The sequence below is a fragment of the Nocardia sp. NPDC004582 genome (assembly GCF_053602115.1).
Genome location: NZ_JBSGCY010000178.1, coordinates 1 through 11,537, shown reverse-complemented (window position 1 = coordinate 11,537; position 11,537 = coordinate 1). Strand labels below are relative to the sequence as shown.

General features: G+C 69.5%; 12 protein-coding genes. 4 read left to right on the top strand and 8 right to left on the bottom strand.

From position 1 onward, the window contains the following. From ACWELJ_RS30700 to mqo, 3 genes are all read right to left on the bottom strand, one after another. Nucleotides 1–854 (bottom strand): ATP-binding protein (locus ACWELJ_RS30700; protein ID WP_452369591.1); only part of this gene is annotated, 854 nt, incomplete at its 3' end. A 343-nt stretch (nucleotides 855–1,197) separates the two neighbouring features. Beyond that, nucleotides 1,198–1,647, bottom strand: coding sequence for a GNAT family N-acetyltransferase (locus ACWELJ_RS30695; RefSeq protein ID WP_452369590.1), 450 nt, complete (start codon nucleotides 1,645–1,647; stop codon nucleotides 1,198–1,200). 18 nt (nucleotides 1,648–1,665) lie between these two features. After that, nucleotides 1,666–3,189, bottom strand: coding sequence for a malate dehydrogenase (quinone) (mqo, locus tag ACWELJ_RS30690; protein WP_452369589.1), 1,524 nt, complete (start codon nucleotides 3,187–3,189; stop codon nucleotides 1,666–1,668). Between the two features lie 262 nt (nucleotides 3,190–3,451). Between mqo and ACWELJ_RS30685 the strand changes: the two genes are divergently transcribed. Then, nucleotides 3,452–4,387 carry an alpha/beta hydrolase gene (locus tag ACWELJ_RS30685; protein WP_452369594.1) on the top strand — a complete coding sequence of 312 codons (936 nt, stop codon included), beginning with the start codon at nucleotides 3,452–3,454 and terminating at the stop codon, nucleotides 4,385–4,387. On the opposite strand, the gene ACWELJ_RS30680 is transcribed toward ACWELJ_RS30685, so the two are convergent. From ACWELJ_RS30680 to map, 4 genes are all read right to left on the bottom strand, one after another. Further along, nucleotides 4,367–4,930 (bottom strand): alpha/beta fold hydrolase, encoded by a 564-nt coding sequence (locus ACWELJ_RS30680; RefSeq protein ID WP_452369588.1) that lies wholly within the window; start codon nucleotides 4,928–4,930, stop codon nucleotides 4,367–4,369. The two genes, ACWELJ_RS30685 and ACWELJ_RS30680, sit on opposite strands and share 21 nt — an antisense overlap. Before the next feature lie 66 nt (nucleotides 4,931–4,996). Next, the gene (locus tag ACWELJ_RS30675; protein WP_452369587.1) at nucleotides 4,997–6,529 is read right to left on the bottom strand and encodes a cobyric acid synthase; all 1,533 of its coding nucleotides are present in this window, start codon (nucleotides 6,527–6,529) and stop codon (nucleotides 4,997–4,999) included. A gap of 19 nt (nucleotides 6,530–6,548) precedes the next feature. Continuing rightward, nucleotides 6,549–6,830 carry a hypothetical protein gene (locus ACWELJ_RS30670; protein WP_452369586.1) on the bottom strand — a complete coding sequence of 94 codons (282 nt, stop codon included), beginning with the start codon at nucleotides 6,828–6,830 and terminating at the stop codon, nucleotides 6,549–6,551. A gap of 8 nt (nucleotides 6,831–6,838) precedes the next feature. Further along, nucleotides 6,839–7,702: a type I methionyl aminopeptidase gene (gene map / locus ACWELJ_RS30665; protein WP_452369585.1), complete on the bottom strand. Its 864-nt coding sequence runs from the start codon at nucleotides 7,700–7,702 to the stop codon at nucleotides 6,839–6,841. A gap of 129 nt (nucleotides 7,703–7,831) precedes the next feature. On the opposite strand from map, the gene ACWELJ_RS30660 reads away from it, so the two are divergent. Continuing rightward, nucleotides 7,832–8,845, top strand: coding sequence for an LLM class flavin-dependent oxidoreductase (locus tag ACWELJ_RS30660; RefSeq protein WP_452369584.1), 1,014 nt, complete (start codon nucleotides 7,832–7,834; stop codon nucleotides 8,843–8,845). A gap of 30 nt (nucleotides 8,846–8,875) precedes the next feature. On the opposite strand, the gene ACWELJ_RS30655 is transcribed toward ACWELJ_RS30660, so the two are convergent. Further along, nucleotides 8,876–9,568, bottom strand: coding sequence for a GntR family transcriptional regulator (locus tag ACWELJ_RS30655; protein WP_452369593.1), 693 nt, complete (start codon nucleotides 9,566–9,568; stop codon nucleotides 8,876–8,878). 199 nt (nucleotides 9,569–9,767) lie between these two features. On the opposite strand from ACWELJ_RS30655, the gene ACWELJ_RS30650 reads away from it, so the two are divergent. Beyond that, on the top strand, nucleotides 9,768–10,883 hold the full coding sequence (locus tag ACWELJ_RS30650; RefSeq protein ID WP_452369583.1) for a TIGR03364 family FAD-dependent oxidoreductase: 1,116 nt from the start codon (nucleotides 9,768–9,770) through the stop codon (nucleotides 10,881–10,883). Between the two features lie 58 nt (nucleotides 10,884–10,941). Further along, nucleotides 10,942–11,537: HAD-IA family hydrolase (locus ACWELJ_RS30645; protein ID WP_452369592.1), on the top strand; the 596-nt coding region annotated here is incomplete at its 3' end.

Sequence of the window (11,537 nt, the reverse complement as noted above, 5' to 3'; positions counted from 1 at the left end):
GTGGCGCCGCGCCAGGCCGCGTGGGCGGTGGCGGTGCGGGCCACCACCAGGTCGGCGCGCATGCCGTCGACGTCGAAGGCGGCGCACAGGGCCGCGATGCGGCGCAACTCGACATTGTCGAGGCTGATCTCGGCGAGGTGGTCGCGGGCGGTCAGAATGCGTTCGGCCACCGCACGATCCGCGGCCGCGTACCGGTCGGCGAAGGCGGCGGGGTCGGCCTCGTAGTCGAGGCGACGGCGGATCACGGCCATCCGCGTATCCACGTCACGGGAGGCGACGACGTCCACGGTCAGGCCGAAGCGATCCAGCAGCTGCGGCCGCAGCTCACCCTCCTCGGGATTCATGGTGCCCACCAACACGAATCGCGCCGGATGGGTGTGCGAGACACCGTCGCGCTCGATGTGCACCCGGCCCATGGCGGCCGCGTCGAGCAGCACATCCACCAGATGGTCGTGCAGCAGATTCACTTCGTCGACGTAGAGCACGCCATGATGCGCCGCGGCCAGCAGACCCGGCTTGAACGCCTGCTCCCCGTCCCGCAGCACCCGCTCCAGATCCAGCGACCCGACCACGCGATCCTCGGTAGCGCCCACCGGCAACTCCACCAACCGCGCGGGCCGCGCGCCGGACTCATCGACCACTGGAGGCAGCAGCTGCGCGAGCGCGCGCACCACGGTCGACTTGGCGGTCCCCTTCTCCCCCCGCACCAGCACCCCGCCGATCCCGGGATGCACCGCACACAGGATCAACGCCAGCTGCAGCCGCTCCTGCCCCACCACCGCGGAGAACGGAAACCCGGCCTCGTCACCGGCCGAACGAACACTCTCGGAGTACGCCACAGAAGGAACAGACACGCCCCCAACTCTAAGCGCGGCACATTTCCCCACCCCGGCTACCCCATCCCCCCACCCCACACGCATCCAACCGCGCGTCGCCCCCCGCCGCACCGCGCACCCCCGAGTTCACGCCGGCACCCCCGAACGGCCGCCCACCGGCCCGCGACCGCTCTGCCCGAGCACACCCGCAGTACCGTCGAGCCACACTTCCCCACGCGGGGTACCCCACCCCCGTTCGCCGAGTGGCGCATCCTGGAGGAGATTTGCCCGATTCGGCCTCCAGGATGTGCCACTCGGCGGGCGAAATGACCGCGCCCGCTGTGGGTTTCACAGCGGGCGCGAAAGGGGTGCGGGGGCGGGGTCAGCCGCGGCGCATGGGGATGTGGGGGATGCCGTCTTCGATGTACTCCGGGCCGTCGACCTTGAAGCCGTGTTTGGTGTACATGTCGAGGAGGTAGGTCTGGGCGTTCAGGCGGACTGTCGCCGAACCGGCTTCGGCCAGGGCGGCCTGCAGCAGGCGGGTGGTGTAACCGTGGCCGCGAGCCTCGGGGGCGGTGCAGAGGCGGCCGATGCGGAAGGACTTGACGCCCTCCTCGTGCTCCTCCATGAGACGGAGGGTGCAGATGGTCTCACCCTCGTCGTCGAGCCAGAAGTGGCGGGTCTCCGGCAATAGATCGAACCCGTCCAGTTCCGGGTAGGCGCACTTCTGCTCGACGACGAAAACCTCCACGCGAAGTTTCAACAGCTTGTACAGCGTCGCGGTGTCCAGGTCTTGGGACCACGACCGTTTGAGAGCAACCGTTGACATCATCGCGTCTTGCTATCACATCTACGCGTGAGAAGCGATACCCGCGGGCTCCGGCGTGTTGGCGACGTTCAGCTGCAGGGCCTTGATGGACCAGTCCCACACCTCGCTGAACAGGGCCTGGTTCTCGGAGAGCTTCACGCCCAGCGACGGCACCATTTCCTTCAGTTTCGGCTCCCACGTGGAGAATTCGCGCGGGAAGCACTTCTTCATCACGTCGAGCATGGCGCTCACACAGGTGGACGCGCCCGGGGACGCGCCGAGCAGACCGGCGATGGTGCCGTCCTCGGCCGCGACGACCGCGGTACCGAGCTCCAGCACGCCGCCCGCGCCCTTGCGGCGGATGACCTGCACGCGCTGACCGGCGATGATCAGCTCCCAGTCGTCGCCGTCGGCGCGCGGGATGAACTCCTCCATCGAGCCGATCCGGTCGTTCTGCGAGTTGAGCAGCTCCCCGACCAGGTAGTTGACCAGGCCCATCTCGGTGACGCCGACGCCCAGCATGGAGAACAGATTGTTCGGCTTCACCGACTTGATCAGGTCGGTCAGCTTGCCGTCCTTGAGGAACTTCGGCGTCCAGCCGGCGTACGGGCCGAACAGCAGGCCCTTCTCCCCGTTGATGACGCGAGTGTCCAAGTGCGGCACCGACATCGGCGGCGCGCCGACCGAGGCCTGGCCGTACACCTTGGCCTCGTGCTGGGCCACCAGGTTCGGGTTGGTGCAGCGCAGGAACAGGCCCGACACCGGGAAGCCGCCGAAACCGCGGATCTCCTTGATGCCCGACTTCTGCAGCAGCGGCAGCGCGCCGCCGCCCGCGCCCACGAACACGAACTTGGCGTTGATGACGCGCACCTTGTTGCTGCGCAGGTTGCGCACCTTGACCAGCCAGGAGCCGTCGGACTGCTTGGTGAGGTTGGCCACCTCGTGGCCGAACGCGATGTCCGCGCCGGACGCGCCCAGGTAGGCCAGCAGTTCCTTGGTGAGCTCACCGAAGTCGATATCGGTGCCGGAGTCGGTCCAGTTCAGGCCGACCGGGTCGGAGAAGTCGCGACCCTTGGACATCAGCGGTAGTCGCCGCGCGAACTCGTCGGCGTCGTCGATGAACTCCATGCCCTCGAACAGCGGATGCCGCGACAGCGCCTCGTGGCGCTTGCGCAGGTATTCGACGCCGTCCGCGCCGTGGGTGAAGCTCACGTGCGGGATGGGGTTGATGAAGTTCGACGGGTTGGCCAGCACACCGTTCTCGACCGCGTAGGACCAGAACTGGCGCGAGACCTGGAAGCGCTCGTTGATGTCGATGGCCTTGGCGATCTCCACCGACCCGTCGGCATTGCGCGGGGTGTAGTTCAGCTCGCACAGGGCCGAGTGGCCGGTGCCGGCGTTGTTCCACGGGTCGCTGCTCTCGGCGGCCGCGGCCTCGAGGCGCTCGAAGATGGTGATCGACCAATCCGGCTGCACCTGGCGAAGAAGGGCACCGAGGGTGGCACTCATGATGCCGGCACCGATGAGTACTACATCGGTCTTTTCAATCGTGGCAGCGTTCGACACGGCGGGGATCGACTTCCTTGTCTTTTTTGGGTCACCAGGTGGGGTTAGGTTACCCGTCGTTCACTTGGACTCAATTCTGCCCCTGACCATTCCCGAATCCCGCTTCGAAATCCCCGAATGTGAGAGATCCCTCCCAAATGGACATCGAACCGATGCGGTCTATGTTGAGCGGGTGACCCGCGAAACGTCTTCCACCACGTCTTCGAACACCGCCTGGCAGCCCGACGTCCTGGGCGCCGACTACCAGCAGCTGACCCTGGCGATGGGCCCCGACCCCGACGGGCAGGGCGACGCCGTCGCCACCCTGGTCCGCTACACCCCCGCCGACGCCCCCGCCGCGACCGCGGCCGTGCTGTACGTGCACGGCTTCACCGACTACTTCTTCCAGGAACACCTGGCCCAGCACCTGGCCGCCCAGGGCTACGCCTTCTATGCGCTCGACCTACGCAAATGCGGTCGTTCCACGCGGGCCGGGCAGACCCCGCACTATGTCAGCGACCTGGCCCTCTACGACGAGGAGCTCAACCGCTCGCTCGAGGTGATCCGCACCGAGACCGGGCTGCCGGTGCTGATCATGGCCCACTCCACCGGCGGTCTGGTCACCTCGCTGTGGCTCAACCGGCTCGAGGCCGCGGGCGGCGTGCGCGAGCAGGGCATCACCGGGTTGGTGCTCAACAGCCCGTGGTTCGACCTGCAGGGGCCCGGTTACTACCGCTCGGTGGGCACGCCGCTGCTGGAGGGCCTGGGCCGGTTGCGCGCCTTCGCCCGGATCCCGCTGGGCGTGTCCACCAGCTACGGCGACAGCCTGCACCACACCCAGTCCGGTGAGTGGGATTACAACCTGGACTGGAAACCGTTGAGCGGCTTCCCCGTTCACGCGGGCTGGCTGCGCGCCATCCGGCGCGGGCACCTGCGGCTGCACAAGGGCCTCGACATCGGGGTGCCCGCGCTGATCCTGCGCTCCAAGGTCACCAAGTTCATGCGCAACTACGGCCCCGCCGCCGACGTGTCGGACGTGGTGCTCGATGTGCGGCAGATCCAGCGCTGGTCGGGCTGCCTGGGCACGCGCACCAATATCGTGCCGATCGAGGGCGCGCGGCACGACGTGTTCCTGTCGTCGGAGCGGCCGCGCACCGAGGCCTTGCGGGAACTGGATTCCTGGCTGAAGTGGGCCAACTCACCAGAGGCTGGTGCGTAGCACGACCTCGGTGGCCAGTTCGTGGCCCGCTTCGGCGGGCACGGCGGTGACATCCATGGGGACCAGCCGGAATTCGCCGTAGACGAACCGGGCCGAGCCCTCGGCCACCTCGCGCGGGAAGGGCTTGGTGGCCAGCAGGGTGGTGGGGATCTCCACCGGCGGGCAGGCGGCGTCGCGCACGGCGCCGTCGACGCCCGGGGCGGCCGGGTGGCCGCCGCCGGCCACGATGAGGCTCATGAAGCGGCCGAAGCCGCGCGCGGCCAGCTCCCAGGCCAGGTCCGCGCCGGCGCCGCTGCCGACCAGGTTGGCCCACGGGACCTTCAGCTCGTCGAGGATGGTGAACACCGTGGCGGCGTCCAGGCCGTCGATCGACTCGAGGGCGATGGTGTGCAGGTCCGAGGTCTGCAGCCGTTCGCAGACCTGGTCGTAAACATCGGCCGGATCACCCGCATCGGGCAGCAGCAGGACGTGGTGCCGGGTGTCGGGTCCGCCGACTCGCACCGCCCACTCGCGGTCACCGACCGTGATCCGCCGAGATTCCATGGTCGATCACGATACAGAAGCGGTGTGAAGGCCCACCGCGAGTCGGTCGGATGACTGCGACCGGGGTCACTTCCCCACGGTCAGGGTCGGCAGATCCGGGGGCGCTCCCGCCTCGATCAGCCGCTCGAGCGCGTCGAGGTCGAGGTGCTTCTCCATCAGGTCCGCCAGCAGATCGAGCTGCGACGAGCGGACCTGCTCGACCGAGACATCCTCGGCGACAACGAAATCCGCGCGACCGGCACGTTCGGCGAGCTCGCGCAGCCAGGCGCGGCGAAACTCGTCCGCCGCCAACGCGCCGTGCAGGTGGGTGCCCCACACCGATTCGCGCACACTGCCTTCCGCGGCGCCGTCGAGCTCGAACCAGGGGCGGTCGGCGGTGCGGGTGACGCGGCCGTGGTGGATCTCATAGCCGTGCACCGGGAGATCACCGTCACCGGCGTGATCCAGGACCCGGCCGCCGGAGCGGCGCAGCACCTTCGGATCCGCGAACTCGATGTCCAGGTCCAGCAGGCCCAGGCCCGCGACGACGCCCGCGCCGGACTCGACGCGGTCGACGATGGTGCGGGCCAGCATCTGGTAGCCGCCGCAGATGCCGAGAATCGGGCCGCCCGCGCCCGCACGGGCGGTGAGGGCGTCGGCGATTCCGGTGCGGCGCAACCACTCCAGGTCGCTGACGGTGGATTTGCTGCCGGGGATCACCACCAGATCGGCCCCGGCGAGCCGGGACGGGTCGCTGACCCAGCGCACCGAGACGCCGGGCTCGCAGGCCAGGGCCTCGACGTCGGTGGAGTTGGAGATGCGCGGCAGGCGGATCGCGGCCACGGTCAGCCAGTCCCGGCCCAGCGGCGGGCGGGAGCGGCCCACGGGCGCGTCGGCGACGGTGCCGAGGGAGTCCTCGGCGTCGATCCACAGGTCCTCGGCGAACGGGATGACCCCGAGCGTCGGCCTGCCGGTGAGCGCGGTGAGCTGGTCCAGGCCGGGCCGCAGCAGGTCCACGTCGCCGCGGAACTTGTTGATGATGAATCCCGAGATCAGTTGCTGGTCTTCGGGTTCCAGAATGGCGACCGTCCCGAACAGGTGGGCCAGCACGCCGCCGCGATCGATGTCGCCGACCAGCACCACCGGCAGGTCAGCGGCCCGCGCCAATCCCATGTTCGCGAGATCGGTTGCCCGCAAATTGATCTCGGCGGGCGACCCCGCGCCCTCGCAGATCACCACATCGAATTCGTCACGCAGTGCAGCCAATTCCGCGGCGACGACGGCCCGCAGTTCCCGCCGATGCCGGAAATAGTCCTTGGCCCCCACGGTGTCGACGGCCTGGCCGCGCACCACCAGCTGCGACCGCCGGTCACTGCCCGGTTTGAGCAGGATCGGATTGAATCGCACGCTGGGTTCGAGCCCGCAGGCCCGCGCCTGCAACGCCTGCGCCCGCCCGATCTCCCCGCCGTCGAGGGTGACGACGGAGTTGTTGGACATGTTCTGCGCCTTGAAGGGCGCGACCCGCACCCCGCGCCGCGCCAGCATCCGGCAAAGTCCCGCCACCACAACGCTTTTGCCCGCGTCGGAGGTTGTCCCGGCGACCAGCAGCGCGCCCTTCACTCGCGCCGCCCGATGCCGCTCACCGCGTGCTGTACTCCGCCCGCGGGCGGTAGACGTAGTGGTCGCGGCCGCTGCTGGTGTAGGCGTCGCGGTTGTCGTACTCGTCGCGGGTGTCGGCGACGACGTCCTGGTTCTCGGCGTCGTCCACCGGCCGGCCGGCGGAGAGTTCGACGTGGCGGCGCATGGTGGCGCGCAGGGCGCCGAGGCCCTCGTCCCGGGGGTTCGGCGGGAGGAAACGGGAGGGCTTGCGCCGCGGGCCGCGGGAGCCGATGCCGCGCGTGGTGACGCCCCGCTGGGGCATGGCGATTTTCACGGCAGCGTCAGGATCTCTGCGCCCTCGTCGGTGACGACGAGAGTGTGCTCGAACTGGGCGGTCCACTTACGGTCCTTGGTGACCACGGTCCAGCCGTCGTCCCAGATCTCGTAGTCGATACCGCCCAGATTGATCATGGGTTCGATGGTGAAGGTCATGCCCGGTTCGATGACCGACTCCACGGCGGGCTGGTCGTAATGCAGGATGACCAGGCCGGAGTGGAAGGTGGGTCCCACACCGTGGCCGGTGAAGTCGCGGACCACGCCGTAGCCGAAGCGGTTGGCGTAGGCCTCGATGACGCGGCCGATCACATTGAGCGCGCGCCCCGGCTTGACCGCCTTGATGGCCCGCTTGGTGGCCTCCTCGGTGCGCTCGACCAGCAGGCGCACCTCCTCGTCCACGTCACCGGCGAGGAAGGTCTTGTTGGTGTCGCCGTGCACGCCGTGGATGTAGGCGGTGACGTCGATATTGACGATGTCGCCGTCCTCGATCACGGTCGAGTCGGGGATGCCGTGGCAGATGACCTCGTTCAGCGAGGTGCAGCAGGATTTGGGAAATCCCTTGTAGCCCAGGGTCGACGGGTACGCGCCGTGGTCGAGCATGTACTCGTGGGCGATCCGGTCGAGCTCGTCGGTGGTGACGCCGGGCGCGACCGCCTTACCGGCCTCTTCCAGGGCCTGTGCGGCGATCTTGCCCGCGATCCGCATCTTGTCGATGGTCTCCGCGGTCTGCACCCAGGGTTCGCGGCCTTCGTTGACCGTCTTCTTCCAGACGTACTCCGGCCGTTCGATGTTCTTGGGGACCTCGCGAATGGGCGACTGCGTGCCGGGTACGAGGGGCTTGCGGGTGCGCACAGACATGGGTACCAGACTATCTGCCGGTCCGAATGGTGGGATTCCCAGGTCCTGGGCACGCGGGAATTCTTCCGGACCACGGTCCGTTTATCGTGGCAGTTGACTTGGCAACAAGACTCGAGAAGGGCAACGGCCGTGGAACTGGGACTGACGACATTCGCCGAAACGCATCCCGTCGGCGGCGACGGGCCGGTGCCGACCGCGGGCGAACGCCTGCGGCAGGTGGTCGAGGAGGCCGTGGCCACCGAGCGGGCCGGGCTGCACGTGTACGGCGTCGGCGAGCATCACCGCGCGGACTTCGCCGCCTCCTCCCCCGCGGTCGTGCTGGCCGCCATCGCCTCGCGCACCGAGCGCATCCAGCTCACCAGCGCGGTCACCGTGCTCAGCTCCGCGGACCCGGTGCGCGCCTACCAGGACTTCGCGACCCTGGACGGGCTGTCGAACGGGCGCGCCGAATTGATGGCCGGGCGCGGCTCGTTCATCGAATCGTTCCCGCTGTTCGGCTACGACCTGTCCGACTACGACGAGCTCTTCGAGGAGAAGCTCGCCCTGCTGCTGAAGATCCGCGAGGACGAACCGGTCACCTGGTCGGGCAAGTTCCGCGCGCCGCTGGACCACGCCGTCGTCTACCCGCGCACCGAGCACCGGCCGCTGCCGGTGTGGATCGCCGTCGGCGGCAGCCCCGAATCCGTGGTGCGCGCGGGACTGCTGGGCCTGCCGCTGGCCATCGCCATCATCGGCGGGCAGCCCGCGCGGTTCAAGCCGCTGGTGGACCTCTACCACCGGGCGCTCGCCGAGGGCGGGCACGAGCCGCAGCCGGTGGCGGTGCACGCGCACGGCTACATCGCCGACACCGACGAGCAGGCGGTGGAGGATTTCTACGGGTCCTACGCGCGGGCGATGACCGGCATCGGGCGCGAGCGCGGCTGGGGTCCGATGACCCGCCAGCAGTTCGACGCGCTGCGCTCGCAGAGCGGGTCGCTGTTCGTGGGCACACCCGACCATGTCGCCGAGAAGATCGCCGACGTGCGCGACACCCTCGGACTGGACCGGTTCATGCTGCACACCAGCGTCGGCACGCTGCCGCACGAGAAGGTGCTGCACAGCATCGAGCTGCTGGGCGCGAAAGTGGCTCCGCGGCTGGGCTGATCGCGTGCCCGGTACCGGCCGATCGCGGGCTCAGTAGTCGGTGAGCTTGGCCTGGAAGGCGATCCGGTCGCCGCGGTACAGCGAGCGCACGCGTTCGATCGGCACGCCTTCCCCGTCCACGCTGCGGCGGTGCAGCAGCAGCATGGGCAGGGCGGTCGTGCATTCCAGCAGGGCGGCCTCGCGTGGGGAGGCCAGCACCGTCTCGATGCGCTCGGTGGCGACCGCGTAGACCACGCCCATACCGCGAGTGGCGGCGTAGAGCGAGGTCTGCGGGTCGTAGAACTCGCGCAGGACGGCGAAGCGGTGCAACGGCATCCAGGTGCTCTCCAGGCCGATGCGCTCCCCGTCGGCGAGCAGGATGCGTTCCAGGTGCATGACCGGGGTGCCCGGCTTCACGGCCAGATCGTGGGCGGTGTCCGGATCGGCGGGGACGTCGGACCAGTCGACCAGCAGACGGCCCGGTTTGCGGCCGAACTTGATCGCGCCCTCGGTGTAGGAGCGTAAGGACAAGGGCTGCACCATCTTCGGGCGCGAGACCACGGTGCCGCGACCCTGACGGCGAATCCGCCCCTCCACCAGCAGTTCCCGCACGGCCTGGCGCACGGTCTCGCGGGCGACGCCGCAGCGCAGCGCGAGTTCGCGCTCCGAGGGCACCGGGTCGCCTTCGGAGAGCTCGCCGAGCAGCGCCTCCAGTTCGGCGCGCACCCGGTAGGACTTGGGCATGCGCCCGGCGGACGCGGAATCGGTTCCCGCACCGGCCGTTCCGGGCACCCGACGGCCCGGCCCCGCCTGGTCTTCCACACCGGCGACCTCCCTCGGCTCCATGCCCCCAGCGTACACATGATTGGTCTATACCAATTATTAACCTACCGTTTCCACACGAAACACCCGTAGGTCTAGACCATTGCCCACGATGACATCCATGCGATTGGTCATCATCGGCGGAGGGATCCTCGGCACCGCCCACGCTCTCGCCGCCATCGGGCGCGGCCACGACGTCGTCCACCTCGAACGCGAGGTGGAGGCGCGCGGCGCGACCGTGCGCAACTTCGGTCTGGTGTGGGTGTCCGGGCGCAGCGCGAACGAACTGGCGCTCACGCTGCGATCCCGGCAGCTGTGGGAGGAGATCGGCGGCAAGGTGCCGGGCGTGGGCTTCCGGCCCGCGGGCTCCATCACCCTGGTCCGCAGCCCGAACGAGCTCGCGGTCGCCGAGGCCGCCCTGGCGAACCCCTCGGCCGCCGAACGCGGCTTCGAACTGCTCGACCCGGAGCGGGTGCGCGCGCTCAACCCCGCGTTGCGCGGCAAATTCCTTGCGGGCCTGCACTGTTCGACCGATGCCGCGGTCGAGTCGCGGCAGGCGCTGCCCGCGCTGCGCCGCTATATGGAGGCGAGCGGGCGCTACAGCTTCTTCGCCGGCACCGAGGCCCGCGCCGTCACCGGCACCACCGTGATCGACGATCGCGGCCGCCGCCACGAGGGCGACCTGGTACTGGTCTGCCCGGGCGCGGCGCACACCGGTCTGACCCGCGAGCTGGTCGGCGACATCCCGGTGCGCCGGGTGCGGCTGCAGATGATGCAGACCGCTCCGCTGGGCGAACCGCTCACCACCGCCATCGCCGACGGCGACAGCTTCCGCTACTACCCGGCCTTCGCCGGACCGGAGCTGGATCGCCTGAATCGTGAAGAGGCGCAGCCGTTCACGGCCGCCCAGCACAAGATGCAGCTGCTGGCCGTGCAGCGCCTGCACGGCGGGCTCACCATCGGCGACACCCACGAATACGACGAGCCGTTCACCTTCGACGTCGACGAGGCACCCTACGAGCACCTCACCGGCGTGATGGAGGAGCTGCTGGGCCGCAAGCTGCCGCCGATCGTGCGGCGCTGGGCGGGCGTGTACAGCCAGTCCATCGACCCGGGCACCATCGTCACCCGCGCGCGGGCCGCCGACGGCGTCTGGGTCGTCACCGGTCCGGGCGGGCGCGGCATGACGCTGGGCCCCGCGCTCGGCGAAGAGACCGCCGACCTGCTCAACCTCTGAACCGACTCGCGAAGGAATCATCGTGTCCGACAAGCAGATCGAACTCGCCGTCTTCGACATGGCGGGCACCACCGTGGCCGACGACGGGCTGGTCGAGCAGGCGTTCGAGGCGGCCATCACCGCCGTCGGCGTCCCCGCCGAGGGCCCGGAGCGCGAGGCCGCGCGGACGTTCGTGCAAGACACCATGGGTCAGTCCAAGATCTGGTGCTTCCGCACCCTGCTCGGCGACGAGGATCGCGCCCAGCAGGCCAACCGCGCCTTCGAGGCCGCCTACACCGAGCTCGCCGAGGCAGCCGGGGTGAGCCCGATTCCCGGTGCCGCCGAAGCCATCGCCGCCCTGCGGGCCGCCGGCATCAAGGTGGCGCTGACCACCGGGTTCAGCCGCGAGACGCAGGACAAGCTGCTGAACGCGCTGGGCTGGAACGACATCGCGGATCTGGCCCTGGTGCCCTCCGACGCCGGTCGCGGCCGCCCCTACCCGGACATGGTGCTCACCGCGGTGCTGCGCCTGGAGATCGACGCCGTGGATCGCGTGGCGGTGCTGGGCGATACGTCCAGCGATATCGCCACCGGCCTGGCCGCGGGCGCGCGCATCGTCGCGGGCACGCTCACCGGCGCGCACACCGAGGAGCAGCTGCGGGCCGCGGGCGCGAC